This window comes from Fulvimarina uroteuthidis, assembly GCF_034321785.1.
Taxonomy (GTDB): Bacteria; Pseudomonadota; Alphaproteobacteria; order Rhizobiales; family Rhizobiaceae; genus Fulvimarina; species Fulvimarina uroteuthidis.
The window spans coordinates 833,035-857,990 of sequence record NZ_JAXLPB010000002.1 but is presented as its reverse complement, the minus strand read 5'-3'; the positions used below and the strand labels follow the sequence as shown (position 1 = coordinate 857,990).

Here is a 24,956-nt window from a genome sequence, read left to right as displayed (position 1 = left end):
GTTTCTTGCAGTGATTGGAACCTGCAAGTTCGGCTCGATCCCATAAACGCCCCGTTCAGCTTATCGGAGGTCGGGATGCGACGGCCTGTGGGTTCGACATGTCTGTCCGATTCGAGGGCGGTCGATCCAACCTGAAAACCATTCGAAATGCTGCGCCGCTTACGGTGGGTTTGAGGCTGAAAGTTCCATGCATGCGCCGCATGGCAGTTTCACAGATCGAAAGTCCCAGCCCGCTTCCGGAACGGGCATCGTCATTCCCCCGGACGAATCGTGCAAAGCTCGAACAGGGAAACCCGCTTGGCAAGCCCGGACCCGTATCGGCGAATAGAAGCGTTCCGTCGCTGGAGATGGAGACCCTCACAGTGCTGCCGGCCAATGTGTGCTTGCGCACATTATCCAGGAGATTTCGCATGATGAGGGCGATCAGTGTCGCATCGCCGATGATCTGGACAGGGTCGTCCAGGCCGTCCGCCTCGAGCGACCATCCATCGGACACAAGCCGCGGGGCCGCCTCCTGCAGAATCTGGGCAACCGTCTCGCCAAGGTGCAGCGATTGTAGCGAGAAGACCGTACTGCCATCCAACCTGGCGATTTGCAGCAGCTGCTCGATGAGACGGGCCATCGCATCGACGTCCTGCATGGCGGCATCCCGGTCCGGATCGGATGCAAGGCTTTCCAGCCGTAGCTTCAGGTCGGCCAGGGGCGTCCTCAGCTCATGGGCGGCATGGATGGAGAAATCGCGTTGCGCAACGGCACCGGCCCTTATGCCGTCCAGGGCATGGTTGACGGCGGCGATCAACGGCTGAACCTCCGCAGGTGCCGAGGAGCCGGAAAGCCGCTGATGGCCCAGATTGTCGAAGGTGATCCGTTCGGCCTGCGCGGCCACTCGCCGCAGTCCCAACAGGCTGAATCGAACGATGCTCACGGCGGTGAGCACCATGACAACGAGCATGGCCAGCGCCGCCCACCCCAGCTCTTCCAGAGATTGGGCAAAGAAAGTGTTGGTCAAAGCGGTGACATCCGAACGCGATCGCGCCAGCCGCAGCCATACCCCAAACTCCGGCACGAACAGTTCGGCGATCAGGACCGGACCGGTGCCGTCGAGCGTCGGTCCGATCGAAAGAACGGGTTCCGGGTCCGCCAGTCCAGGGCGCCCGGCCGGAGCGTTGACGTCGGAGCGATCCAGCACCGTCCCTGCCGCATCCGTGACGGTGTAGCCGTAGACTGGTCGTGTGCCCGACAGGAGCCCGGTATAAGATGGATCGATCTCCAAAGACGGCTCGGCCGGGCGGTCGAATACCACCGTGCCGCCAGGATCGAACCGAAGCAATCCTGCCCAGTCCTCGACCTGGGTGGACAGTCCGCGTTCTTCCATCGCGAATTGACCGCGCGTGAACTCCATGGAGAGGATCGTACCCGCGCCGATGAGCGTCAGCACGGATATCACGGTCACGACGACCGCGAGCCTTACATCGAGGCGATAGGCCCGTCTCATGGTCCTGCTTCGCACAGGATGTAGCCAAGGCCCCGCAGCGCCTTGAGCTCGACCGTCGCCCCCGCGTCCGTAAGCTTCCTGCGAAGCCGATGAACCAGCGTCTCGACCGCATTGTCCGACCACTCCTGGTGAAGCGCGTAGAGATGCTCGCCCAGCATCCGCTTCGGAGTCACGCGGTCGCCGGCACGGATCAGCTTGTCGAGGGCTGCATGTTCCTGAGCCGTCAGCCTTACGTCTCGATCAGCCACCGTCAGGCTGGCGCTATGGGGATCGTAGAGAAGATTTCCTATCCGCAATTCGGTCGCCGTGATTTCCGGCGCGCGTCGTCGCAGCGCCCGCAGTCGTGCCAGCAGCTCTTCGGTTGCAAACGGCTTGACGAGATAGTCGTGAGCCCCTGCATCCAGTCCGGTCACCCGGTCCCCGATCTCGTCCCGCGCGGTGAGCATCAATGTCGGCGTCCGAAGACCGGCGGCACGGGCGGACCTGACGAGCGCCCGCCCATCGCCATCGTCGAGCATGACATCCACGATGCAGAGGTCGTACGCCGCTATCTTCCACGCCACTTCGGCGTCCGCGACGGTCGCGAACACGTCGACCGCATGCCCGGCCTCGGCAAGCCGTCGCCCCAAGGCCTCGGAAAGCAAGCGATCATTCTCGACGACCAGAATTCGCATCACCACTCTCAATAACCTTACGTCGGCCGGTCGACAAGAAGCTCTCCATCTGCCGACGGACCGTGCGTATTCCGACGCGGTCGCCCGGATTGCGGGATGATGTCGCCCGCCCTTTCGAGCAGCGCCGGCCTCTGATTTTCCTGTCACCCGGAGCGTGCTCGGTCAATCTTCCGACGGGGGCTGAAGGCGCGTTCGCGGCGGGCGGTCGTCGCCGGGATCGAGGCGATCGGCAGTGTGGACGCAGCGATCGAGCACGGCGTGGGCGTCGGCCGCAGAGCGATGATCTCTTACCGGATCCGGCTTTTGACGACGGTCGACTTGCACCGGATCCGGCCTTGGGAAGCCAAAGAAGCGGCCCCTGAGCAGGCCGGCAGCAGTGCTCCGTAGGGGCAAAATCTGCAAGTTTTCTGCAAGTTACCCCGCGCATCCGCCGGGGCTATGAGCAAACCCCTATCCAACACCGTTTCATCCGTCGCGAAACCGGACCGTCTGATTGTCGCGTTCTCAATCGGCATTTTGGCTGTCAGTGCCTTCTTCTGGGTCTTTCCGGATGTCGATTTGGTAGTCAGTCGCTGGTTTTTCAGCTCGAGCGACGGCTTCAGCCTGTCCGACAATTCAAGCCTGCAATGGCTCCGGAACAGTTCTCCCTGGATTCTGGCCGGAATCATTGTTGTTATCCTGGCCCGCATTTTCCGGGATGCCATCAACGGCGCCTTGACCTGGACCAGAGTGCGGACGCCGATTTGGCTGCTGTCTGGATTGGTCCTTGGTCCGGGCCTCATCGTGAACGGCCTTTTGAAGGAGCATTGGGGCCGACCCCGACCAAGGCAGGTCGACGTCTTCGGAGGGGACGCAGTTCACCAGATGGTCTGGGTCATCAGCGATTGGTGCGATCGAAACTGTTCGTTCGTCAGCGGAGAGGCTTCCTCGTCGGCGTGGCTCGTCGCTGCGGCCCTCGTGACGCCCCAGCCCGTAAGGCTGGCTGCAACGGCAATGGCTCTTGTCTATGCCGGATTGTTGTCGCTCAACCGGATCGCCTTCGGCGGCCATTTCCTTTCGGATGTTATCCTCGCCTGGCTTATCTGTGGGCTGGTGTTTGCCATCCTCGATCGGCTTATTCCGCACACGGCCTATCCGTTTCGCGCCGGCGGGAAGCCTGTCTAGCAAAGCGGCGAAGGGTCCGAGCGAACTTTTGCGTTTGCGACGTTCGCAAGGGGTGATGCCGGATGGTGCGTGGACGCATCGACGTCGCACGCTGCCCGGTCGATCGACCGGGTCAGCCGGCTGCGGGCGTTCTGCACTGGGGCATCCAGGCGGTCGCGCCGGCGACGGAACTGCCGGGCGCCGTGTAGCACGAGACGCAGGATGCGAGGCCATTCACGGGATTGGGATCGGGATCAGGATCGGGATCGGGATCGGGATCGGGATCGGACGTTTCCGTCACCGGGTGACGCTCGGGTTGGGTTCGCTTCCGACAAACGCGCTGTCGTTTCAAGACGTCTTCGAAGGGACAGAAGCTGGATCACGCGTTCCGCTGGTTTCGCGTTCGGATGCGGACGGCTGGTCTCGAGCCCTGTCCGGGCCCATCGCCCAGAAGGACGGGGGCCGATTGTCCCGACGTCGAGAACTGTTCAGTCCGCTTCACGCGTGAGATCGAAACGCTCGACCACGCTGGGCTGGATCACTTTCGCGGCGATGGTGACCAGAACGAGTTGGGCATCGAGGGTGTCGCCGTGGGTCAAGGCTTGTTCGATCCGGTTCTCCACCTGATGGGAGAGCGAGGCATCATTGGCCCCGGCGAACCCGTCGGCACCGATCATGCAGTAGCCAAGAAGCTCTGCCGCCGATCGATATGCCTGCGGCGCGGGCTCGTCGCCGATGGCGTGATCCTTCAGGAGATTGACCACCGTCAGCTTCACCGCCTCGGGAACCGTATTCGGGTGGAGGTCGACCGAGCGCATCGCGCTATCCAGCTGCCGCAAGTCCTCGGACCGTCCGAAGACGCCGAACAAGCCGAGAGAGGAATTGCGTCGAGCCATGTCCGTCGATCCATCGAAACGCCGTGTCAGCGCTCATGTGAAACCCCGATCGGACGAGGCATGAGTCACGGAGTGAAAAGCGAGAGCGCCTCTTACCCGTACCGGCAGTCCGACTGACCGGCCACCCGGGAAAGCCGTTTATAACATGCAAAGTGTCTGAAAAATAATGGTGCGCCCGAAGAGATTCGAACTCCTGACCCCCAGATTCGTAGTCTGGTGCTCTATCCAGCTGAGCTACGGGCGCGTACCGGGCGAAGCGTGTCGGCTTCGCTGGCGGCTAGGTAGACCGTCTGATCGGCGATTGCAAGGGCCGATTTCGGGGATGGGCGGACGAGGGCGCGGCCGGTCTGCCGGCCGGTTCCGCCGAGCGGGCGCGCCCTTCCTAAGCGGGCGGCGCAAGGGCTTGCGCCGAGGATGCGCGGCAAGGCGATGGGCTCGGCCCCCCGTGCCGTCGCGGTTCCGCGCCGCTCGCGCCGCCCCGACGAAGTGCCCGGCCATCACCCTTTCCGGCCGGCTCCGGCGCCGCGGCCCGATCATGGGCGTCCCGTCCAAAGCACAGGGGCGCCTCGTCAGGGCGTCGCTTCGTCGCCCGGCCTGACGTTTCGCGGCACTTCGACCTCGAACCGGGCTCCGGTCGAACCCGTCGCGGCAAGGCGCAGGTCGCCGCCATGGGCCTGGGCGATCTCCATCGCGATGGCAAGGCCGAGCCCGGTCCCGCCCGAGCGCGCCGAACCGCGAAACGCCTGGAAGAGATTGTCCCGCGCCTTCTTCGGCAGGCCCGGGCCGGTATCCTCCACATAGATCTGCGTGCGCAGGGCATCGAGATGGCGGGCACCGACCGTCAGCCTGCGCACGACGCCGACGCCGCCCATATCGTCGGACATCATGGCCTGGACGGCGTTGCGGCAAAGATTGGTGAGCAGGCGGTGGATCTGCTCGGGATCGACCGTCACCTCGAAATGCTCCGGCACCGCGTTGACGAACTCTATGCCGGTGTCCTGGACCCCAAGCGCCAGGAGATCGCAGACGTCGACGACGATCGCGCGCAGATCCACGCGCCTGCGCTCGGGCACTCTCTCGGCGGCCCGGCCGTAGGCGAGAACCGCTTGCGTGTAGTGCAGCGCCCGGTCGAGGCTCTTGATCAGCATCGGCGCCATGCGCTGCACCTTGGGGTCGGGCAAGGTCGCCAGACGATCGGAAATCATCTGCGAGGACGCCAGGATGTTGCGCATGTCGTGATTGATCTTCGAAACCGCGAGCCCGAGATTGGCCAGCCGCTGCTGCTCCTTCATGACCTCGGAAAGCTTGGCCTGCATGGCCGAAAGCTCCCGCTCGGCGATGCCGAGCTCGTCCGCCCGTTCCTCGGGAACCAGAATGCGCGCCGGGTCGGTCGGCTGGTCGCCGAAGCGGATCATGGCCTCCGTCATGCGTCGGATCGGCGTGACCATCAGCCGGTTGATGGCCGCCCACAGGAGAAGTCCGGTCACCACCGCGATGACGAGCGACAGAAGGAAGAACCGGCGGGCATAGGAAAGGAGCGATTCGCGCAATTGCGAATCGAGAAGGACGATCTCCGTGCGAAACGCTCCGTCTCCCGTGCTTCCCAGAATGCGCAAGGCCCGCGATCCGCCGAACAGCAAGGCGCCGAACGAATCCTTCATGCTGGCGAGCGCGGTGGTCTCGTCGAGCATGATGGTCCGGTCGATGGGGGCGATCGACACATATCGCGCGATCAGCCGGTTTCGCTCGGCATCGCCGATGGCGACGAGTTGAACGCCGAGCGCGTCGAGGAGCGCCTTCTGCTGGCTCTGCGGCATCGCGCCCGTCGAGCCGGTGTCCGGCAACACGGTTTCCACTGTCGCCAGGCCCGCGATCGCGGCCGTCTCCAGCTTCTCTCGCAGCCAGCCTTCGCGAAAGTTCGCCAGAAGCGGCAGGAAGATCAGGGCTTCGGCCACCAGCACCGCCAGAACGGTCAGGACGAGAAGCTTGGCCGACAGGGATCGGGAGAAATATCCGCCCCTGGCCGGCGCCGGACGCACGAGCTCCGCGCTCTTGCTGATATCAGGATCGCCCAACACGCTCCCCGTTCCCCCAGACGGACCGGAGGGGCGTCTCGCACGCGCGGCCCGCCCCTTTCGTCTTCCCCAAGACGGGTCGAGGTTTAACCGAAACGTCGCAGAAAAGCGATGGCGCTGCGCACCACCGGTTTGCTCGTATATGAGGCATAATAGGAGGTGGCCGCCCGCTTCGCGATCTCCGACAGGGTCGGATAGGGCGAGACGAACCCCTGCAGGTCCGACAGTTTCATGCCTTGCGAGACGGCGAGCGCCAGAAGATTGGTCATCTCCCCGGCTTTCGCCCCGGCAACGCCCGCCCCGACGATCCGGCCGCGCTTTCCGACGACGAACTTGACGAGGCCTTCGGTCTCGTGCTCGGCCTGCGCCCGGTCGTTGTCCTCGTAGGACCAGCTGACCGTCGCGACATCGTGCCCGGCGGCCCGGGCCTCCGCTTCGGTCGGGCCGACCTGGCCGAGCTCGGGGTCGGTGTAGGTCACGTGCGGCATTTCGTCGTGCTTCGTCCTGATCGGAAGGCGGAACAGGAGCGGCCGCAACACCAGCCCGCCATGATAGCCCGCCACATGGGTGAACTGCGGACCGCCCGCGACGTCGCCGACCGCATAGACCCGCCTGTTCGACGTGCGCAGATCCCTGCCGACCGTGATGCCCGACCGATCGTAGGCGATGCCGGCAGCCTCGAGCCCCAGATCGTCGACGTTCGCCTGCCGCCCGACCGCGACCAGAAGATGGCTGCCGCGAACCTCGAAGCGCCGGCCATCGCGTTCGACGCGCAGCGTGATCGCACCTTCGATGCCCGAAACCGCCACGACCTTCGCGTTCGCCTCGATCACGACGCCCTCGGCTTCGAGGCGCTTCAGGACGACGGCGGTCAGGTCCGGATCGTCCTTGCCGAGCGGCGTCGCGCCTTCGACGACGGTAACCCTGGCGCCGAGCCGGCGATGGGCCTGAGCCATCTCCATGCCGATCGGCCCGCCGCCGATGATGAGGAGATGCTCCGGGCACCGGGTCAGGTCGAACAGGGTCTCGTTGGTGAGATGGGGCGTATCCTTCAGGCCCTCGATCGGCGGAACGAAGGGGCGCGATCCGGTCGCGACCACAAAGCGCCGCGCTTTGATGCGCTTTCCGTTCACCGCGACCGTGTCGGGATCGACGAACCGCGCGTCGCCCTTGATGACGTCGACGCCGAGCCCCTCGAAGCGCTCGACCGAATCGTTCGGCGCGATTTTTCCGATGACGCCGTGCACATGGGCATGGACGGCGGCGAAATCGATCTGCGGCTGGGTGCTCCTCACTCCGAACCGGTCGGCCCTTCGAAACATTTCGGCGGTCTTGCCCGCCGCGATCAGCGCCTTGGAGGGGACGCAGCCATAGTTCAGGCAGTCGCCGCCCATCCTGTCGCGCTCGATCAAGGTGACGGGAACCCCGAAGGCGGCGGATGCCGCCGCGACCGTGAGGCCGCCCGAGCCGGCACCGATGACGCAGATGTCGGGATTGGTCGTATCGTCAGCCATGAGGCAGGCACCTTCTATCGAGCTTCGTTGTCGAGGGCGCCACGGCCCTTCAGAAACGTCTTTTTCAAGACGAGGCCGAGAATGGCCAGCGCGCAAAGCCCGAACAGGGCGATCGTCATTTCGGTCGTCACCAGATCGCCCACCGTCACCGGCCCCGCATGGGAAACGTTCGCGACCGCCTGATCGATGCCACTGCCCAGGAAGGTGTAGACGAAACTTCCCGGCATGATCCCGAAGAACGTCGCCAGCACATAGGTCCGCAGCCGGATGCGCACGAAGGCCGGCGCGATGTTGACGGCGAAGAACGGCAGGACGGGCGTCAGCCGCAGGACGAAGAGATAGGCGAACGCATCGTTCTGGAAGCCTTCGGCAAAGCGCTTGATCGCGCCGCCCGCCTTCCGGCGCAGGACGTCTCCGAACGCATGCCGGGCCGCCAGGAAGATCGCCGCCGCGCCGATGGTGGCGGCGATGACGGTGAGGATGCCGCCGACGAGCCAGCCGAACACGAATCCCGATGCGATGGTGATGATCGAGGCTGCCGGAAAGGCGATCGCGACGAGAAGCGCATAGGCAAGGACATAGAGCAGGACGGCGGCGGCGAAGTTCCCGGCCACGAAGGACCGCAGCGCCTCGCGGCTGTCGAGAAAGGCCTGCAGCGACACGTAACGCTGAAGGTCCAGCGCATAGGCGAGCGTGAAGACGGCGAGGATCAGCGCGACGGGCCAGAGCCGGCGCAGCCAGGACGCCCTCTCCTTCCCGTCACCCGTTGGTTCATGGATCGACATCGGTATGCTGTTCCCTCTAGAGTTCGTCCGGCGTCCCCGCACAGGACGGCGGTTTCGTCGAAGGTTCGGGGGCCGGACGCGAACCGCCGCGGCGTATCGCCCTTCGCGCGAAGCCCATCCGAACGCCTCTCCGGTTCGTTGACTTTCTGCCCCGAACGCTCTTATAAGCGCGCCACGAGCGGACGGTGTCACGCGCGTTGCTCGCTCGCGCGCCGCGTACACCTCATCCGCACCAGTTCAAACGATTGTTCGACACGGAAGGCCCGCATGTTTCATCTGTGCGGGAAAAATCAATGAAGCGCACATACCAGCCATCCAAACTCGTTCGCGCCCGTCGTCACGGATTCCGCGCCCGCATGTCGACCGTTGGCGGCCGCAAGGTCATCGCCGCGCGTCGCGCGAAGGGCCGCAAGCGCCTCTCGGCCTGACGGCGGAACGCCTCGCACCCGAACCGATCGGGGTCTTTCGTCTCTCATCGAAAGCTTTCACCGTGAAGCGAGGGACAGGATGCCAACGAACGGCCGGCTGACGAAGCGAAGCGAATTTCTTGCCGCGCGCCGGGGCCGTCGCTTGAACGGCCCTTATTTCTTTGTCGAGACCCATGTTCGCGGCGACCAATCGCCGCCGCGTGTCGGGCTGACGGTGACCAAGAAAATCGGCAACGCCGTCGTCAGGAACCGGATCAGGCGCCGCTTGCGCGAGGCGATCCGGACAGCCGCTTCCGGCTTCATGCGCGATGGCGTCGATTACGTGATCGTCGCCCGGCGCGACGTTCTCGAGGTCGACTTCGCGGACCTGCAGCGGGAATTGTCGCGCCGGTTCGGCCGGTTCGATCCCGCCGCCGGCCAGACGCCGACGAAACGTCTCAAAAGCGCCAACACGCCAGAGGTTTAGCTCGATGGAAATGAACCGCAACTTCCTGATCGCGATGGCTTTGTCCATCATGGTTCTGGTGGGTTGGCAATTTCTGGTCATCACCCCGCGGATGGAAGACCAGCAGCGGCAGGCCGAAATCGCCCAGAACGACGGTTCGCTGCAGACGCCGCAGACGCCGGCGGGCACCGAGCAGGAAAGCCTGACCGCGCCCTCCGGCCGCGAGAGCATCGTGCCGAGCCCGCAACTGCCGCTGGCCGAGGATCGCGACGCGGTGATCGCGAGCGGCAACCGCATTCCCATCGATACGCCGGAACTCGTCGGCTCCATCAATCTGACGGGCGCCCGGCTCGACGATCTGCGCCTCAAACATTATCACGAGACCGTCGACGACAGCTCTCCGACGATCGTGCTCCTGTCGCCCGAACAATTGCCGAACGGCTATTTCGCCGAATACGGCCTGATCCGCCCCGGCGCCGGACAACTTGTCGGCGCGACCACGCAATGGCAGGCCGAGCCCGGCGCGACCCTTTCGCCCGGGACGCCGGTGACGCTGACCGCCGAGACCGGAAACGGGCTTTCCGTCACGCGCCGGATCTCGGTCGACGACAATTTCATGTTCACGATCGAGGATACGATCGTGAACGATGGCGACACCGCCGTCGAAGTCTCGCCCTATGGCCGCATCGCGCGCTATTCCAAGCCGGAGGTCGCCGCCGCCTACGTCCTCTTCGAGGGTCTGCTCGGCGTCTTCGGCGAGGAAGGGCTCGACGAGGTCTCCTACGGATCGATCGAGGACGACGGTCGCCTGCCCCAGCCGAAATCCTCCGGCGGCGGCTGGCTCGGCATCACCGACAAGTACTGGGCGACGACGCTGATCCCCGAAGGTCAGCGCGACTTCAGCTCGCAATTCCTCTATCGCACCGATGGCCGGCCGCACTACCAGACCGAGTTCGTGTCGGATCCGGTCAGCGTCGCGCCGGGCGCGTCCACCACGGTGGTGAACCGCGCGTTCGCCGGCGCGAAGGAAGTCGACAAGATCAACGCCTATGAGGAGCAGCTGAACATCCGCCAGTTCGGCCAGCTCATCGACTGGGGCTGGTTCTACTTCATCACCCGGCCGATGTTCACCGCGCTCGACTTCATCTTCAAGCTGGTCGGCAATTTCGGCATCGCCATCCTGATCCTGACCGTCATCTTGAAGCTCTTCTTCTTCCCGCTCGCCAACAAGTCGTACAAGTCGATGGCGCGGATGAAGAACGTCCAGCCCAAGGTCATGGAGCTGCGCGAGCGCTACAAGGACGACCGGCAGAAGCAGCAGCAGGAGATGATGAAGCTCTACCGCGAGGAGAAGATCAATCCGGCCGCGGGCTGCTGGCCGATCCTGATCCAGATTCCGGTGTTCTTCGCGCTCTACAAGGTTCTCTACGTCACCATCGAGATGCGGCACGCCCCCTTCTACGGCTGGATCCAGGATCTGGCAGCGCCCGATCCGACGAGCCTGTTCAACCTTTTCGGGCTTATCCCCGTGGCCCTTCCCGACATTCTCATGGTCGGTGTCTGGCCGATCCTGATGGGCATCACGATGTTCATCCAGATGCGCCTCAACCCGACGCCGCCGGACCCGACCCAGGCGATGATCTTCACCTGGATGCCGATCGTCTTCACCTTCATGCTGGCCGCGTTCCCTGCCGGTCTCGTCATCTACTGGACGTGGAACAACTTCCTGTCGATCATCCAGCAGAGCGTGATCATGAAGCGGAACGGGACGAAGATCGAGCTGATCGACAACATCCGGGGCATGTTCAAGCGAAAACCGAAGACCTCGTCCTGAGCGGCGAAGGCCTGCCGAACGATCGGGAGGGCGGACCGGAAACGGTTCGCCCTTTTTCGTGCTAGGCTCGTTCCATCGGGCGGCGGCACGGACGTTCCCGCACGACGGCAAAGGGACGAAGGCCATGACACCCCAACGCGTGACGCTCATCACCCTCGGCGTCGAGGATCTGGCGCGCAGCCGGGCCTTCTACGGCGCCCTCGGATGGGCGCCGGTCGCGGGCGAGGCGGAAGGCGTCTCCTTCTATCGCATGAGTGGCATGGCGCTCGCCCTCTTCGGCCTCGACGCTCTGGCGGCCGACCAGGGCAGGCCGGGCGCGAGGCTCGGCACCGGCGCGGTAACCCTCGCCCAGAACTTTGAGACCACGGCCGGGGTGGATGCGGCCTACGACGAGGCGCTCGCAGCCGGCGCGAGCGCGCTGAAACGGCCCGAAAAGGTGTTCTGGGGCGGATATTCGGGCTATTATGCCGATCCGGACGGCCATGTCTGGGAGGTCGCGCACAATCCGTTCTGGTCGCTCGATCCCGATGGCGGCCTCGTGATTCCCGAGCCTTTCTGACGGACCGGAGGTCTCCTCATGTCGAAGCGCGGACCCGATCCCGATCGTCCACATCCGATGCCGGACCATCCCCGCGTCGGATTCCTGAAGCCGCTGGTGGACCATCCGCAGATCCAGGTCGGCGCTTTCACCTATTACGACGATCCGCGCGGACCCGAACGCTTCGTCGAGCACTGCGTCGGCCATCTCTATCCGTTTCTCGGCGACCGGCTGGTGATCGGAAAATTCTGCGCGATCGGCTCCGGCGTCCGCTTCGTGATGAACGGCGCGAACCATGCCATGACCGGATTTTCGACCTATCCGTTCAACATTTTCGGAAAAGGCTGGGAGGATGGTTTCGATCCGTCGACGATCGAGGCGGGGCTGAAGGGCGACACCATCATCGGCAACGATGTGTGGATCGGCGAGAACAGCGTCGTCATGCCGGGCGTGAGCGTGGGCGATGGCGCGATCATTGCCGCATACTCGGTTGTCACGCGGCCCGTTCTTGCCTACGAGATCGTCGGTGGCAATCCCGCCAGGACGATCCGCGCGCGCTTCGACGAAACCACCGTCGCCGCGCTGCGCGACATCGCATGGTGGGACTGGCCGACGGACACGATCACGCGCAATCTGAATGCCATTCGCGGCGCAGATCTCGCCGCGTTGAAAGCCGTTTCGGAGAATTCATGACCGATCAGCCGGCCGAAATGCCCCCATCCGTTCCAGCGCGCAACAGCGGGCCGAAGCTTTTCGGCCAGCCCTGGGTCTTCGTGCGCGGCGTGCCCGCCATGAAGTTCCTGCCGTCCGAAGGCCCGCCGGAGGTGGCGTTCGCGGGCCGCTCGAACGTGGGCAAGTCCTCGCTGATCAACGCGCTTCTGGGCCAGAAGGGCCTTGCGCGCACGTCGAACACGCCCGGCCGCACCCAGGAGCTGAACTTCTTCGTGCCCGACGGGTTCGGTGGCGACAATCCCGCGCTGCCTCCCCTCGCGCTGGTCGACATGCCCGGCTACGGCTACGCCCGCGCGCCGAAGGAGAAGGTCGACGAGTGGACCGAACTCGTCTTCGACTATCTGCGCGGCCGTGCGACCCTGAAGCGGGTCTTCGTGCTGATCGACGCCCGCCACGGCATCAAGGCGAACGACGAGGAAGTCCTGAAGCTCCTCGACAAGGCGGCCATGTCCTATCAGATCGTCCTCACCAAGATCGACAAGATCAAGCCCTTCGGCATCCCGAAGCTGATCGAGGCGACCGAGGAGAAGATCCGCAAGCGCCCCGCCGCCTTCCCCGGCATTCTCGCCACCTCGTCCGAAAAACGCGCCGGCCTCGACGATCTCCAGGAGGCGCTGGGCCGCCTGGCGGAATATTGAGGGACCGGAGGCGCGCGCTCTATGTTCCGCCGTCATGCCCCCCCGTGCCGAGCGTCCGGAGATGCCGGCGACAAGGCCGCCGAGACGGCGCCCGCCGGTGTGTCCCCTCGATCCTCGGGACGGCGCTTGAGGATGACGGAGCGCGCGGTGGGTTGTCAGCCGCCCGATGCCCCTTGCCTGAAAAACCTGTTTTCGCACTCCCCATCTTCGGCTAACACGATCCGATGTCACTGAAACTTGCCTTCATGGGAACGCCCGCCTTCGCGGTTCCGACGCTTCGGGCGATCCACCGTGCCGGACACCGGATCGCCTGCGTCTATTCGCAGCCGCCGCGCAAGGCCGGGCGGCGAGGGCTGACGCTGACGCCCTCCCCGGTGCATCAGGCGGCCGAAAGTCTCGGCCTGCCGGTGCAGACGCCGCTGAACTTCCGCGACGAGGCCGATCGCTGGGCGTTCGCGGCCCACAATCTCGATGTGGCGGTCGTCGTCGCCTACGGTCTTCTTCTTCCCGACGAGATCCTCGAGGCGCCGACATACGGGTGTCTCAACGGCCATGGCTCGCTCCTGCCGCGCTGGCGCGGGGCCGCCCCGATCCAGCGGGCGATCCAGGCGGGCGACACGGAAACCGGCATGATGGTGATGCGCATGGAAACCGGGCTCGACACCGGACCGGTGGCGCGCACCATCGAAACGGCGATCGGCGAAACCGAGACCGCCGGCGAGCTGCACGACCGGATGGCCGCCCTTTGCGCCGACCTGATGGTCGACGCGCTCTCCAAGCTTCAGGCGGGCGTCCTGCATTTCGAGGATCAGGACGCGATCGCGCGCAGAACCGGCCGCGACCCCTGCTATGCCCGCAAGATCGACAAGGGCGAAGCGCGGATCGACTTCACCCGCCGCGCCGGTGACGTCGCCCGGCAGATCAACGCGTTCTCGCCCTTTCCCGGCGCCTGGACCATGCTGCCCGTCGGCGACAGGGCCGAGCGGGTGAAAGTGTTGCGCGCAAGGGCCGAGGACGCGCACGGCGAGCCCGGCACCGCGCTCGACGGCGAACTCCTGATCGCGTGCGGGTCCGGCTCCGTCAGGCTTCTGGAACTCCAGCGCGCCGGTGGCAAGCCGATGGCGGCGGCTGACCTGCTGCGCGGTGTCGCGGTTCCGGCAGGCACGGTTCTCGGGCACGATTGATGCCGCGCTACAAGCTGACGATCGAATATGATGGCGGGCCCTATGCCGGCTGGCAGCGCCAGGTGGACGAGCCCTCCGTGCAGGCGGTGATCGAGCGGGCGGCGCACCGGCTTTGCGGCACGGCACCGACGCTGTTCGGCGCGGGACGCACGGATGCCGGCGTTCACGCAAGTGGCCAGGTGGCCCATATCGACCTGCCGAAGGCCTATGGCGGCGAGACGGTCCGCGACGCGCTCAACGCCCACATGCGCGACGATCCGGTGGTGATCCTGACCGCCGAAGAGGTGCCGGACGATTTCGACGCGCGGTTCTCGGCGCGCAAGCGCTGGTATCTCTACCGCATCCTGAACCGGCGCGCGCCGGCGGCGATCCTCAAGGGCCAGGTCTGGTGGGTCTCGAAGCCCCTCGACCCTCTCGCCATGCACGCGGCCGCCCAGGCACTCGTCGGCACGCACGATTTCACCACGTTCCGTTCCACCCATTGCCAGGCGAAGAACCCGATCCGGACGCTGGAAACGCTTGAAGTGAGACCGGGTCCGGACGGCGAGATCCACATCATCGCCATGGCGCAGTCCTTTCTGCACAACCAGATCCGCTCCTTCGCCGGCACGCTGAAGCTCGTCGGCGAAGGCAAGTGGAGTGTCGGGGACGTCGCGAACGCGCTTCAGGCGCGCGACCGCAAGGCGTGCGGGCCGGTCGCGCCGCCCGACGGGCTGTACCTGACGGCGGTGGACTATACGGGCGGGGCCAAGCGCACCCTGCCGCCCTACTCGGCGCCTGCCTGACGGCGCGCCGGCAGGACGAGGGCGACGAGAGCCAGACCGACCGCGGCGAACAGGACCCATTCGGCCGGGTCGCCGAACACCCGAAGCGTCAGCGCGGACAGGCAAAGCCAGAGGCAGGGCACGATCGAGAGCCCCGCCAGCGCCCAGCGGCCGCGCACCGCAATGACAAGAAAACCCAATGTCGCGATCGCGGTGGGATCGGGCGCCATGCCGAACCATTCGGCGGAGACGGCTCCGCCATTTCGCACGAAGCCGATCGCCGGATAGATCAGGATGCCGAGACCTGCGAGAAAGATGCCGAGCGTCAGGCGCAGTCCCGAGACGAGCGTTGCCCGAGCCCGTAAGCCGAGAGCCGCAACGATCGCCAGAAGCACCGCTTCGGCCATGAAGGCATAGGCGCCGGCCAGCGCGATCGGGCTGATCGGCGCGTAGCGGCCGAGGAGGAAATCCACTGCGACGAAGCCCCAGACGAGAGCGACGGCAAGCAAGGACGCCCCAGCGATCCGCCTCGATGCACCGCCCCGCCGCAGGGCGATGAGAAGGAGGAATGCGAGCCCGAGACCCGCCAGGACGGGTGGCAGGGGCCACCATGCCGCGTTCTGCGCTTCGAAGAGCCGGCGATAGACGCGCTCGGAGAACAGCAGGAAATCCTGCAGCTGATAGGTGGCGAAAGTTTCCATCGGCCCGGTCAGATGTCGCCGATGGCCGCTGCGATCGCTTCGCGCATGGCGCGATCCGGCATCGGCCCGGCCGCCGCGGCAACGTTCTCGGCCGCATGCGCCGGCACGGTGGTGGCCGGGATCGGCAGGGTGGCGGCATGGCTGGACAGGATGAATTTCAGGATGAGCTGCGCCCAGGTCGACGCGCCGAGTTCGGACGCAAAGCCCGGCAGCGGCTCGCCCTCGAGCTGCCGCGTCAGTTGGCCCTGCCGGAACGGTCGGTTGACGATCGCGGTGATCCCGCGCTCCCTGGCCAGCGGCAGCAGCCTTTCCTCCGCGGATCGATCGACGGGATTGTAGGTGAACTGCACGAAATCGAGGGGCTGGGTCTCCATCAGCTTCGCGACATCCTCGTGCCGCCGCCCGTGCGAGGTGGTGATGCCCACATGGCCGACCGTGCCCGCCGCCTTCATCTCGAACAGCATGGGCAGGTGCTCCTCGACGGCGACGAGATTGTGCACCTGAAGAAGCGAGAAGGCCGGCACCGTCCAAAGCGCCCGGCTCGTCTCGATCTGCTCGCGCCCCTCGGTCCCGAGCGGCGTCCACACCTTGTCGGCGGAAAACACGTCCGTCCTGCCGAGCGTCTTCAGGCCGTATCCGATCGTGCCCTGCGACGAGCCGTACATGGGCGAACTGTCGATCATCCGCCCGCCGGCGGCAAAGAACGCCTCCATCACGGCCGCGCATTCGTCGAGAAGGACGGGGTCGTTGCCGACATTGAAGGTGATCCAGCTCCCGAGCCCGACGGCGGGAAGCGCCGGGGACGGCCCGCCGGCCGGTGTTGCCAGCGGCTCGGGCGATTGCCCGAAGGCGGGCAGCGCCGTGGCGAGGCCGGCGGCCACGAGACCGTGAAGAAGGGTTCGGCGGTCGATAGGCGTCATGGCAAGGCTCGCTCCTGAGGTGTCGGCCGGTTCGAAGCCCCGCGCTTGCGAAGGGCTTCACGCTCCCTTGGGGAAACCGCGCGCCAGCGAAACGTTCCCGCCTGCGGCGATCGGGCTTGCCAAACGGCGCGCGGCTCGCCAAACCACAGCGCCATGCGCCCCTCCCTTCTCGACCCCCTGTTTGCCGCCGTCACCACCCTCGATGGGGTCGGGCCGAAGGTCGCCGGCCTCCTGCAGACGCTGCTCGTGCGGCCGGGCCAGTCGCTGCGCGTGCGCGATCTCCTGTTCCATCTGCCGAGCGGCCTCATCGACCGGCGCCGCCGTGAGGAAATTCTGTCCGCAGGCCAGAGCTCGATCGTCACCCTCACCGTGCGGATCGACCGGCACGTGGCGCCCGGCCGCGCGCAGGCGGGCGCCCCCTACCGCGTCTATGCGCAGGACGATACGGGCGAGATCGCCCTCACCTATTTTCGCGCCAAGTCCGCCTGGATGGAGAACCTCTTCCCCATCGGCGAGACGATGCTCGTTTCCGGCAAGGTGGAATGGTTCAACGGGCGCGCGCAGATGGTGCATCCCGATTTCGTGGCGACGCTTGCCGAGGCCGAAACCCTCTCCCTCGTCGAGCCGATCTATCCGCTGACGGCGGGACTGTCCGGAAAGGTCCTGCGCCGCGCGATCGGCCAGGCGCTCGAACGGATGCCGGACGTTGCCGAATGGATCGAGCCGAGCGTCGTCAGACGCCAGACGTTTCCGAGCCTCAAGGCCAGCCTTGCCCGCCTGCACGATCCGGCGGACGCGGTCGATCTCGATCCCGCCTCGCCGCCGGCCCGGCGCCTTGCCTATGACGAGTTCCTGGCCAACCAGCTGGCGCTGGCGCTCGCCCGTCAGACCATGAAAGGCCGCTCCGGCAGAGCCTTGCGCGGCGACGGAACGCGGCTCGCCGCCCTGAAGAAAGCCTTGCCCTTCACGCTGACGGAGGGCCAGACGGGCGCGATCGGCGAGATCCTCGCCGACATGGAAAGCCCCGAGCGCATGCTGCGCCTGCTGCAGGGCGATGTCGGCGCGGGCAAGACCGTGGTCGCGCTGATGGCGATCGCGCGGGCCGCCGAGGCCGGCGTCCAGTCCGTGCTTCTGGCGCCGACGGAGATTCTCGCGCGCCAGCATGCGGCGGGCCTCGCCGAGCTGTGCGCGCGTGCCGGCATCACGCTCGACCTCCTGACCGGCCGCGACACCGGCCGCAAGCGCGCCGAGAAGCTCGAACGGATCGGGAGCGGCGAAACGAACGTCGTCGTCGGCACCCATGCCCTTTTCCAGGACAGTGTCGCCTATCGCGATCTCGGCCTGGTGATCGTCGACGAGCAGCACCGGTTCGGCGTTCACCAGCGGCTCCAGCTTGCCGAAAAGGGCGACAGGCCCGATCTTCTCGTGATGACGGCGACCCCCATTCCGCGCACGCTGGTGCTCGCCGCGTTCGGCGACATGGACGTCTCGCGCCTTGCCGGAAAGCCGGCCGGCCGAAAGCCGATCGCGACCGTGGCGCTTGCCGAGGAACGCCTGCCGGACATCGTCCAGCGCATCGGCTCGGCGATCGAGGCCGGCGACCGGGTCTACTGGGTGTGCCCGCTGGTGGAAGAATCGGAGAAGAGCGACCTGACCGCGGCGGAGGAGCGCGCGAGCGTCCTGCGCCAGTTCTTCGGGGACCGGGTCGGCCTTGTCCACGGCCGCATGAAGGGCGAGGAAAAGGATGCGGCCATGGCCGCCTTCAAGGAGGGCCGCACCGCCATCATCGTCGCGACGACGGTCATCGAGGTGGGCGTCGACGTGCCGGACGCCTCGATCATCGTCATCGAACATGCGGAGCGCTTCGGGCTCTCCCAGCTGCACCAGTTGCGGGGCCGCGTCGGGCGCGGCGAGAAACCCTCCGCCTGCGTCCTTCTCTACCGCCCGCCGCTCGGCGAGACCGCGACGGCGCGCCTGAAGATCATGCGCGAAACCGAGGACGGCTTCCGCATCGCGGAAGAAGACCTGAAGCTGCGCGGCGAAGGCGATCTCCTCGGCACCCAGCAATCCGGCATGCCCTTCTTCCGCCTCGCAAGGCTCGAACACCATGCCGACCTGATGGAGGTCGCCCGCGACGACGCACGATTGATCCTGGCGACCGATCCCGCCCTGACATCGGACCGCGGCCAGGCCCTGCGCACGCTGCTCTACCTGTTCGGCAAGGACGAGGCGATCCGGCTGCTGCGCTCGGGCTAACGCATCCGGCTTTCCTTGCCCGCCGGCCGGGATCGACGCATGTTGCGGTGCGCAAGAATCACCAACGGACCATTAGCCAGGAGATCGCCCATGATCCCGTCGACCCTCGACGCCGTCGTCACCGAGATCGCCGATGAGATGCGGGCCCGGTCCGACCGGGGTGTCGTGGCGAGCTATATTCCCGAACTCGGACGGATCGATCCGAACCAGTTCGCGATCACGGTGGTGACTCAGGACGGTCAGGTCGCCAGCGGCGGCGATTGCGACGTGCCGTTCTCGATCCAGAGCGTCTCGAAGGTGTTCACGCTGACCCTCGCGCTCGGGCTCGCCGGCGACCGGGTGTGGAACCGGGTGGGCCGCGAGCCCTCCGGCTCGCCCTTCAACTCGATCGTGCAGCTCGAACGCGAGAAGGGCATTCCGCGCAATCCCTTCATCAATGCCGGCGCGATCGCGGTGACCGACGTCATCCTCAGCGGCCACCAGCCGCGCGAGGCGATCGGGGAAATCCTGCGCTTCATGCAGTTTCTGGCCGATGACGACGGGATCTACATCGATCACAATGTCGCGGCGTCGGAGGACGAGAGCGGGTTCAACAACCGCGCACTCGCCAATTTCATGAAGGGGTTCGGCGTCCTCGACAATCCGGTCGAGTACATTCTCGGCGTGTATTTCCACCATTGCGCGATCGCCATGACCTGCCGGCAATTGGCGACCGCCGGGCGGTTCCTTGCCAATAACGGGGTGAGACCGGAAACCGGATATTCGGTGGTGACGCAGGAGCGCGCCCGCCGGATCAACGCCATCATGCTGACCTGCGGCCATTACGACGGCTCGGGCGAGTTCGCCTACCGGGTCGGCCTGCCGGCCAAGAGCGGCGTCGGCGGCGGCATTCTCGCCATCGTGCCGGGGCGGGCGTCCGTCGCGGTCTGGTCTCCCGGCCTCGACACCACCGGCAATTCGCATCTGGGGCGCATCGCGCTGGAAATGCTGACGACGCGCCTTGGCTGGACCATCTTCGGGCCGGGCGCGGTCTAGAACATCGTGCCTCTGTTCACACGCATGATGTTCCAGCTCTCTCTTCGATGTCACGCATCGGGCCTTCCGAACATCGATTCCGATCTTCGCCCCGATGCTCGAAAAACCCTTGCCGCGAGCGCCTATTCGGCCGCGTTCCTGGCGGAGCGCCCCTCCACGAGGCGCGAGGCCTCGGCCTGCGTCATCGGCGCCTCCTTGTCCTCGGCCGTCACGAGCCCGGCCGAGACCACGAGCTTCAACGCCGCCTCGATGCTCATATTCAGGATGCGGACATCCTCCTTCGGCACGAACATCAGGAAGCCGGACGTCGGGTTCGGCGTCGGCGGCATGAAGACGGCGAGCATTTCCTCGCCCTGGTCGGACAATGTCCGCGCGATCTCGCCCTTCGCGGTCGTCGCGATCAGGACGATCGACCAGACACCCTTGCGCGGGTACTCCATCAGGCCGGCCGTCTTGAACGAGGAGGAACGATCGGCGAGCACCGTCTCGAAGATCTGCTTCAGGGCCGTGTAGACCGTGCGCACCAGCGGCATGCGGCCGAGGACGTTCTCGCCCCAGCCGAAGATGGTCCGCCCGATGAAGTTCGCCGTGAGCGCGCCGATGATCGTGATGATCAGGAGGGCGACGAGGAGGCCGAAGCCCGGAATGGCGAAGGGCAGATAGGAATCGGGCAGGAGACGGGTCGGGATGTAGGGCTTCACCCAGGAATCGGTCCATTGCATGAACGACCAGGTGATCCACGCCGTGATCGCCAAGGGTGCGCAGACGATGAACCCCGTGAGGAAATAGTTGCGCAAGCGCGCCATATGCCGATGCCCCGTTGCTGCCTGTGGCAGGCTGCGATGACGACCATCTAATCGGCCATGTGCAGTGCGGCAAGCATCATGCCGGATTGCGGATTTTGCAAGACGCCCGTCGCCGTGAGCGTGCGCGGACGGTCCCGATGCGCGAGCATCTGGCGCGCCGAGCGATCAGCCGACAGTCTCGGGCGACGCTGAAGTATCGCCCGAGGCTCCAGCCGGCCGGCACGCGCGGCAACGGCGTCGATGGAACCATTCGGGGCCTCGAAGCCGCCCGGTGCCGCATAAGGTAGGAAAGATCGCCGCCGGCCGGCCCGGCGACGGCGGTTTTCCCGACCGGCGTCAGGTCTTTCGGCTTCAAGCCTCGACCGGTCAGATCGAGGGTGCACCCTGGCGGGGCTCTTTCGGCTCGTCCTCGTCGATCAGACCCTCGAACAGCGCCGTCGAAAGATAGCGCTCGGCGAAGGACGGTATGATGACGACGATGTTCTTGCCTTCCATGCCGTCCCGCTGGCCGACCTTGATGGCGGCGGCGAGCGCCGAGCCCGACGAGATGCCGACCGGAACGCCCTCCAGCCGCGCGACGAGCCGCGCCATCTCGAAGGATTCCTCGTTCGAGACGGTGACGACTTCGTCATAGATGTCCCGGTCGAGGATCTTCGGCGCGAAGCCTGCGCCGATCCCCTGCAGCTTGTGCGGTCCCGGCTGGCCGCCCGACAGGATGGGCGAGGCATCCGGCTCGACGGCGACCACGTGCACGCCGGGCTTGCGCTGCTTCAGCACCTGCCCGACGCCGGTGATCGTGCCGCCGGTGCCGATGCCGGCGACGAAGATATCGACCTCGCCCTTGGTGTCGTTCCAGATCTCCTCGGCGGTGGTCACCCGGTGGATCTGCGGATTTGCGGGGTTCTCGAACTGCTGGGGAATGACGGCGTTCGGGATCTCGCCGACGAGCTCCTCGGCCCGCGCGATCGCGCCCTTCATGCCCTTGGCGCCCTCGGTGAGGACGAGTTGCGCCCCCATCAGCCGCAACATCTTGCGGCGCTCGATCGACATGGTCTCGGGCATGGTGAGGATGAGATTGTAGCCCTTGGCGGCCGCCGCGAAAGCAAGCGCGATGCCGGTGTTGCCGGAGGTCGGCTCGACCAGCGTCGTCTTGCCGGGCTCGATCGTTCCGTCGGCCTCCAGCTTTTCCAGCATGGCAACGCCGATCCGGTCCTTGACGCTCGCGATCGGGTTGAAGAATTCGAGCTTGGCGAGGAGATTGGCCTTCACGCCCTTTTCGTCCGCAAGCTTCCGCAGCCGGACCAGCGGCGTGTTGCCGATCGTGTCGATGATCGAATCATAGATCTTGCCGCGCCCGTGGGTGCGGGCTTCCTGGCTCTGCGTCTGGTCGTCCATCGTCGTCACTCCCTTGTCGTTTGCCGTTCGGGCCGGTCGAGATGTCCTCGTTCAAGCGCTGACGGACCGCCCGCTCATGGTCCCTTCGGACTGTCTGACAGGGAATGTAGGGTCGATCGGACTGAAATGTGAGAAAGAACCGACCAATCCGCGTTGCAACCGGGAAAAACTTGACCCGACATCGTTCGAGAATTTCCATCCCGGTCACGCCTTCGCGCGGCGGCACCTGGCCCCGTCACCCCCCGTCAAACCCCCGTCGAGCCGAACCCGCCCGCGCCCCGGATCGTCACCCCGAGATCGTCGGTCTCCTCGAACCGGCAGAGCGTCACCGGCGCGATCACGATCTGCGCGATCCGGTCGCCGCGCCCGATCGTGAAGGGATAAGCGCCGAGATTGACGAGGAGCACCTTCACCTCGCCGCGAAAATCGCTGTCGACCGTACCCGGCGCGTTCAGGACGGTGACGCCGTGCCGCGCCGCCAGGCCCGAACGCGGGCGGATCTGCATTTCGAAGCCCTGCGGAACGGCGAAGGCGAAGCCGGTTGATATGGCCGCGCGCGCGCCCGGCGCAAGGGTGATCGCGTCCTCGACGGCGGCGCGGATGTCGGCGCCGGCCGAGCCCGCCGTCTCGTAGCGCGGCGGATCGATGCCCTCGCCATTGGAAAGGCGCCGGAAGACGATCGTCCGGCTCATCGGGCGACGTCTCCCGGCAACCGTGCCGCGATCCACGACCCCAGCCGCTCGGCGACGGCCTCCTTCGTCATCGTCGGCCAATCCTCGATCCCGTCCCGGGTGATGAGGTGAACGGTGTTATCGGCCCCGCCCATCACCCCGCCGGCCGGGGACACGTCGTTGGCAAGGATCGCGTCGGCGCCTTTCCTGTCGAGCTTGACCCGTCCGTTGTTCAGGAGATCGTCGGTTTCGGCGGCGAAGCCGACGACGAGGTCGGGTCGCCGCTCACCATGGCCGATGGTTGCGAGAATGTCGGGATTCTGCGTGAAGGTGATCGTCGGCGCGCCCCCGCCGGTCTTCTTGATCTTGGAGCCGGCCTCGGTGCTTGCCCGCCAGTCCGCGACGGCTGCGACGAAGATCGCGGCATCGGCCGGCAGGCTCGCCTCCACCGCCGCAAGCATCTGGCGCGCGGTCTCGACGCGGATCAGCGTGACGCCGTCTGGATCGGCGATCGCGACGGGGCCGGAGATCAGGACCACGTCCGCACCGAGCCTTTGGAGCGCCGCCGCGATCGCGTGACCCTGGCGTCCGGACGATCGGTTGGCGATGTATCGGACCGGATCGATCGGCTCGTGGGTCGGGCCGGACGTGACGAGAACGCGGCGGCCCGACAGCGGCTTCGATCGAGGCCCGAGCAGTTCCTCGGCGGCGGCCACGATTTCCAGGGGTTCGGCCATGCGTCCGGTTCCGGCCTCGCCGCGCTCGGCCATGTCGCCATGGTTCGGGCCGACGAAACGGATGCCGTCACCCATCAGGGTGTCGCGATTGCGCCGCGTCGCCGGATTGTCCCACATGGCCGGGTTCATGGCCGGCGCCATCAGGACCGGCACCCTCGCCGCCAGAAGGATCGCCGTCGCCAGATCGTCGGCAAGGCCGTTGGCGAGCATGGCCATCAGATTGGCGGTCGCGGGCGCCGCGACGATCAGGTCGTGATCGCGCGCAAGCCGGATGTGGCCGACATCATGTTCGTCGTCCCGGTCGAACAGGTCGCCATAGACCTTGGAGGCCGACAGCGCGCCGACGGACAGCGGCGTCACGAATTCGGTGGCGGCCCGGGTCATCACCGGCGTCACGACCGCCCCCCGCTCGCGCAGTCGCCGGATGAGATCCAGCCCCTTATAGGCCGCGATTCCGCCGCCGATGATGAGAAGGATGCGTTTGCCGGCAAGGGTTTTCATGAAGATCCGATCATGACCGCAAGGCCGGTTCGATGTCAGTCGCGGCGAAATCCTCACCCTTGAAGAGCAAAGGCGCGCCCCGAATCTTGGCAAGAGCATAAGAGAAGCAATCGCCGAAATTCAATTGCGCTTTGTGGCCCGAGCCGCGTCCATATCGAACATAGGCTTCGATCGCCAGCCGAGCCTGGCCGGCGTCGACCGGCGCGATTTCGATTTCTGCAATTTCGATCAGTCGTTCGAGGCGGTCGAAATCATCGCCGGAGAACTTCGACCGATAGACGATTCCCGTCTCCACGAATGTGGCCGCTGACATCGCAATGTCCGGCACCCGAACCATGAGATCGACGAAAGAAAATCGCTCCGGTTCTTCACCGATAATGGCGATCAGAGCCGAGGTATCAACGATGATCACACTGCAGGGTCCGACAATTCGGTGCGAAATGCCTTCAAGTCGAAAGGCTCATCGGGTTTTCGGCCCAGTGATAACATCAGATCGGCGCGTCTTTGCTGCTCATCGGTGAGATTGCCCGCACTTTCAGAGCCGCTTTTCACATCGAAGCCGCGTTCGCCATCGTATGCGCCAAACGCTCGCTGCAGGATGTAGCGAGCCTCTTCCGCAGGAGAGTGCCCCCGCAAGGTGGCACCCTTCTCAAGGTTTCGAACGATCGCTTCGTCGAGATTCCTGATCGTCAGTGTCGCCATCACGTCGGTCCAAATCCAGTTTTCAAGACAGATTTAGTCCCGGCCGCTCCCTCTGGCAAACCTTGACGTGGTCGATTTCATCTCACC

At 65.7% G+C, this 24,956-nt stretch carries 25 protein-coding genes and 1 tRNA gene; 11 read left to right on the top strand and 15 right to left on the bottom strand.

Translation table 11 applies throughout. The annotated features are described in order from the left end of the window. Positions 1-55 precede the first annotated feature (55 nt). Together U0C82_RS08840 and U0C82_RS08835 are read right to left on the bottom strand one after the other, a co-directional pair. A complete protein-coding gene (locus U0C82_RS08840; protein ID WP_322186700.1) occupies positions 56-1,495 on the bottom strand; it encodes a sensor histidine kinase in 1,440 nt (479 codons plus the stop codon). Continuing rightward, entirely contained in the window at positions 1,492-2,169 is a 678-nt protein-coding gene (locus tag U0C82_RS08835) for a response regulator transcription factor (protein WP_322186887.1), read from the bottom strand. The genes U0C82_RS08840 and U0C82_RS08835 overlap by 4 nt, the downstream gene beginning before the upstream one ends. A 438-nt stretch (positions 2,170-2,607) precedes the next feature. On the opposite strand from U0C82_RS08835, the gene U0C82_RS08830 reads away from it, so the two are divergent. Then, entirely contained in the window at positions 2,608-3,333 is a 726-nt protein-coding gene (locus U0C82_RS08830) for a phosphatase PAP2 family protein (protein ID WP_322186699.1), read from the top strand. Between the two features lie 467 nt (positions 3,334-3,800). On the opposite strand, the gene U0C82_RS08825 is transcribed toward U0C82_RS08830, so the two are convergent. The 5 genes from U0C82_RS08825 to U0C82_RS08805 form a co-directional block, all read right to left on the bottom strand. Then, positions 3,801-4,208, bottom strand: a complete 408-nt coding sequence (locus U0C82_RS08825; RefSeq protein WP_322186698.1) for a hypothetical protein — start codon at positions 4,206-4,208, stop codon at positions 3,801-3,803. A 167-nt stretch (positions 4,209-4,375) separates the two neighbouring features. Further along, positions 4,376-4,452, bottom strand: a tRNA-Arg gene (locus U0C82_RS08820). A 325-nt stretch (positions 4,453-4,777) separates the two neighbouring features. Beyond that, a complete protein-coding gene (locus tag U0C82_RS08815; RefSeq protein WP_322186697.1) occupies positions 4,778-6,286 on the bottom strand; it encodes a sensor histidine kinase in 1,509 nt (502 codons plus the stop codon). A gap of 83 nt (positions 6,287-6,369) precedes the next feature. Then, a complete protein-coding gene (locus U0C82_RS08810; protein WP_322186696.1) occupies positions 6,370-7,797 on the bottom strand; it encodes a dihydrolipoyl dehydrogenase family protein in 1,428 nt (475 codons plus the stop codon). Between the two features lie 14 nt (positions 7,798-7,811). Continuing rightward, entirely contained in the window at positions 7,812-8,582 is a 771-nt protein-coding gene (locus tag U0C82_RS08805) for a TVP38/TMEM64 family protein (RefSeq protein WP_322186695.1), read from the bottom strand. Between the two features lie 293 nt (positions 8,583-8,875). On the opposite strand from U0C82_RS08805, the gene rpmH reads away from it, so the two are divergent. The 8 genes from rpmH to truA all read left to right on the top strand — a co-directional run bounded on the left by rpmH (position 8,876) and on the right by truA (position 15,166). Further along, on the top strand, positions 8,876-9,010 hold the full coding sequence (gene rpmH, locus U0C82_RS08800) for a 50S ribosomal protein L34 (protein ID WP_322186886.1): 135 nt from the start codon (positions 8,876-8,878) through the stop codon (positions 9,008-9,010). Positions 9,011-9,089: 79 nt separating this feature from the next. Next, positions 9,090-9,476, top strand: coding sequence for a ribonuclease P protein component (gene rnpA, locus U0C82_RS08795; protein ID WP_322186694.1), 387 nt, complete (start codon positions 9,090-9,092; stop codon positions 9,474-9,476). 4 nt (positions 9,477-9,480) lie between these two features. Then, on the top strand, positions 9,481-11,289 hold the full coding sequence (gene yidC / locus U0C82_RS08790; RefSeq protein ID WP_322186693.1) for a membrane protein insertase YidC: 1,809 nt from the start codon (positions 9,481-9,483) through the stop codon (positions 11,287-11,289). Positions 11,290-11,413: 124 nt separating this feature from the next. Beyond that, positions 11,414-11,848 carry a VOC family protein gene (locus U0C82_RS08785; RefSeq protein ID WP_322186692.1) on the top strand — a complete coding sequence of 145 codons (435 nt, stop codon included), beginning with the start codon at positions 11,414-11,416 and terminating at the stop codon, positions 11,846-11,848. 18 nt (positions 11,849-11,866) lie between these two features. Next, the gene (locus U0C82_RS08780) at positions 11,867-12,520 is read left to right on the top strand and encodes a CatB-related O-acetyltransferase (protein ID WP_322186691.1); all 654 of its coding nucleotides are present in this window, start codon (positions 11,867-11,869) and stop codon (positions 12,518-12,520) included. Positions 12,521-12,537: 17 nt separating this feature from the next. Further along, entirely contained in the window at positions 12,538-13,197 is a 660-nt protein-coding gene (gene yihA, locus U0C82_RS08775) for a ribosome biogenesis GTP-binding protein YihA/YsxC (RefSeq protein ID WP_322186885.1), read from the top strand. A gap of 224 nt (positions 13,198-13,421) precedes the next feature. Continuing rightward, positions 13,422-14,381, top strand: a complete 960-nt coding sequence (gene fmt / locus U0C82_RS08770; RefSeq protein ID WP_322186690.1) for a methionyl-tRNA formyltransferase — start codon at positions 13,422-13,424, stop codon at positions 14,379-14,381. After that, positions 14,381-15,166: a tRNA pseudouridine(38-40) synthase TruA gene (truA, locus tag U0C82_RS08765; RefSeq protein WP_322186689.1), complete on the top strand. Its 786-nt coding sequence runs from the start codon at positions 14,381-14,383 to the stop codon at positions 15,164-15,166. The genes fmt and truA overlap by 1 nt, the downstream gene beginning before the upstream one ends. On the opposite strand, the gene U0C82_RS08760 is transcribed toward truA, so the two are convergent. Then, positions 15,148-15,846, bottom strand: coding sequence for a DUF6064 family protein (locus tag U0C82_RS08760; protein WP_322186688.1), 699 nt, complete (start codon positions 15,844-15,846; stop codon positions 15,148-15,150). The genes truA and U0C82_RS08760 overlap by 19 nt on opposite strands. Before the next feature lie 8 nt (positions 15,847-15,854). Then, positions 15,855-16,766 carry an aldo/keto reductase gene (locus U0C82_RS08755; RefSeq protein WP_322186687.1) on the bottom strand — a complete coding sequence of 304 codons (912 nt, stop codon included), beginning with the start codon at positions 16,764-16,766 and terminating at the stop codon, positions 15,855-15,857. A gap of 153 nt (positions 16,767-16,919) precedes the next feature. On the opposite strand from U0C82_RS08755, the gene recG reads away from it, so the two are divergent. Both recG and U0C82_RS08745 read left to right on the top strand, forming a co-directional pair. Next, positions 16,920-19,022, top strand: coding sequence for an ATP-dependent DNA helicase RecG (gene recG / locus U0C82_RS08750; RefSeq protein WP_322186686.1), 2,103 nt, complete (start codon positions 16,920-16,922; stop codon positions 19,020-19,022). A gap of 90 nt (positions 19,023-19,112) precedes the next feature. After that, complete coding sequence (locus U0C82_RS08745; protein ID WP_322186685.1) at positions 19,113-20,057, top strand: glutaminase; 945 nt, start codon at positions 19,113-19,115, stop codon at positions 20,055-20,057. A gap of 122 nt (positions 20,058-20,179) precedes the next feature. Here the strand turns inward: U0C82_RS08745 and U0C82_RS08740 are convergent, their stop codons facing one another. The 6 genes from U0C82_RS08740 to U0C82_RS08715 form a co-directional block, all read right to left on the bottom strand. Next, positions 20,180-20,863: a DUF502 domain-containing protein gene (locus tag U0C82_RS08740; RefSeq protein ID WP_322186684.1), complete on the bottom strand. Its 684-nt coding sequence runs from the start codon at positions 20,861-20,863 to the stop codon at positions 20,180-20,182. Between the two features lie 366 nt (positions 20,864-21,229). Next, positions 21,230-22,258: a cysteine synthase A gene (gene cysK / locus U0C82_RS08735; RefSeq protein ID WP_322186683.1), complete on the bottom strand. Its 1,029-nt coding sequence runs from the start codon at positions 22,256-22,258 to the stop codon at positions 21,230-21,232. Between the two features lie 245 nt (positions 22,259-22,503). Beyond that, entirely contained in the window at positions 22,504-22,950 is a 447-nt protein-coding gene (dut, locus tag U0C82_RS08730) for a dUTP diphosphatase (protein WP_322186682.1), read from the bottom strand. Further along, the gene (gene coaBC / locus U0C82_RS08725) at positions 22,947-24,167 is read right to left on the bottom strand and encodes a bifunctional phosphopantothenoylcysteine decarboxylase/phosphopantothenate--cysteine ligase CoaBC (protein ID WP_322186681.1); all 1,221 of its coding nucleotides are present in this window, start codon (positions 24,165-24,167) and stop codon (positions 22,947-22,949) included. Before coaBC ends, dut begins: the two co-directional genes overlap by 4 nt. Positions 24,168-24,177: 10 nt before the next feature. Next, the gene (locus U0C82_RS08720; protein WP_322186680.1) at positions 24,178-24,579 is read right to left on the bottom strand and encodes a type II toxin-antitoxin system VapC family toxin; all 402 of its coding nucleotides are present in this window, start codon (positions 24,577-24,579) and stop codon (positions 24,178-24,180) included. Beyond that, positions 24,576-24,869: a FitA-like ribbon-helix-helix domain-containing protein gene (locus tag U0C82_RS08715; protein WP_322186679.1), complete on the bottom strand. Its 294-nt coding sequence runs from the start codon at positions 24,867-24,869 to the stop codon at positions 24,576-24,578. The genes U0C82_RS08720 and U0C82_RS08715 overlap by 4 nt, the downstream gene beginning before the upstream one ends. Between the last annotated feature and the right edge of the window lie 87 nt (positions 24,870-24,956).

What these genes read in the sequence shown, in the direction of transcription:
- U0C82_RS08840 (WP_322186700.1), bottom strand. Translation starts at nt 1,495, where the DNA reads ATGAGACGGGCCTATCGCCTCGATGTAAGGCTCGCGGTCGTCGTGACC.
- U0C82_RS08835 (WP_322186887.1), bottom strand. Translation starts at nt 2,169, where the DNA reads ATGCGAATTCTGGTCGTCGAGAATGATCGCTTGCTTTCCGAGGCCTTG.
- U0C82_RS08830 (WP_322186699.1), top strand. Translation starts at nt 2,608, where the DNA reads ATGAGCAAACCCCTATCCAACACCGTTTCATCCGTCGCGAAACCGGAC.
- U0C82_RS08825 (WP_322186698.1), bottom strand. Translation starts at nt 4,208, where the DNA reads ATGGCTCGACGCAATTCCTCTCTCGGCTTGTTCGGCGTCTTCGGACGG.
- U0C82_RS08810 (WP_322186696.1), bottom strand. Translation starts at nt 7,797, where the DNA reads ATGGCTGACGATACGACCAATCCCGACATCTGCGTCATCGGTGCCGGC.
- U0C82_RS08805 (WP_322186695.1), bottom strand. Translation starts at nt 8,582, where the DNA reads ATGTCGATCCATGAACCAACGGGTGACGGGAAGGAGAGGGCGTCCTGG.
- rpmH (WP_322186886.1), top strand. Translation starts at nt 8,876, where the DNA reads ATGAAGCGCACATACCAGCCATCCAAACTCGTTCGCGCCCGTCGTCAC.
- rnpA (WP_322186694.1), top strand. Translation starts at nt 9,090, where the DNA reads ATGCCAACGAACGGCCGGCTGACGAAGCGAAGCGAATTTCTTGCCGCG.
- yidC (WP_322186693.1), top strand. Translation starts at nt 9,481, where the DNA reads ATGGAAATGAACCGCAACTTCCTGATCGCGATGGCTTTGTCCATCATG.
- U0C82_RS08785 (WP_322186692.1), top strand. Translation starts at nt 11,414, where the DNA reads ATGACACCCCAACGCGTGACGCTCATCACCCTCGGCGTCGAGGATCTG.
- U0C82_RS08780 (WP_322186691.1), top strand. Translation starts at nt 11,867, where the DNA reads ATGTCGAAGCGCGGACCCGATCCCGATCGTCCACATCCGATGCCGGAC.
- yihA (WP_322186885.1), top strand. Translation starts at nt 12,538, where the DNA reads ATGCCCCCATCCGTTCCAGCGCGCAACAGCGGGCCGAAGCTTTTCGGC.
- fmt (WP_322186690.1), top strand. Translation starts at nt 13,422, where the DNA reads ATGTCACTGAAACTTGCCTTCATGGGAACGCCCGCCTTCGCGGTTCCG.
- truA (WP_322186689.1), top strand. Translation starts at nt 14,381, where the DNA reads ATGCCGCGCTACAAGCTGACGATCGAATATGATGGCGGGCCCTATGCC.
- U0C82_RS08760 (WP_322186688.1), bottom strand. Translation starts at nt 15,846, where the DNA reads ATGGAAACTTTCGCCACCTATCAGCTGCAGGATTTCCTGCTGTTCTCC.
- U0C82_RS08755 (WP_322186687.1), bottom strand. Translation starts at nt 16,766, where the DNA reads ATGACGCCTATCGACCGCCGAACCCTTCTTCACGGTCTCGTGGCCGCC.
- recG (WP_322186686.1), top strand. Translation starts at nt 16,920, where the DNA reads ATGCGCCCCTCCCTTCTCGACCCCCTGTTTGCCGCCGTCACCACCCTC.
- U0C82_RS08745 (WP_322186685.1), top strand. Translation starts at nt 19,113, where the DNA reads ATGATCCCGTCGACCCTCGACGCCGTCGTCACCGAGATCGCCGATGAG.
- U0C82_RS08740 (WP_322186684.1), bottom strand. Translation starts at nt 20,863, where the DNA reads ATGGCGCGCTTGCGCAACTATTTCCTCACGGGGTTCATCGTCTGCGCA.
- cysK (WP_322186683.1), bottom strand. Translation starts at nt 22,258, where the DNA reads ATGGACGACCAGACGCAGAGCCAGGAAGCCCGCACCCACGGGCGCGGC.
- dut (WP_322186682.1), bottom strand. Translation starts at nt 22,950, where the DNA reads ATGAGCCGGACGATCGTCTTCCGGCGCCTTTCCAATGGCGAGGGCATC.
- coaBC (WP_322186681.1), bottom strand. Translation starts at nt 24,167, where the DNA reads ATGAAAACCCTTGCCGGCAAACGCATCCTTCTCATCATCGGCGGCGGA.
- U0C82_RS08715 (WP_322186679.1), bottom strand. Translation starts at nt 24,869, where the DNA reads ATGGCGACACTGACGATCAGGAATCTCGACGAAGCGATCGTTCGAAAC.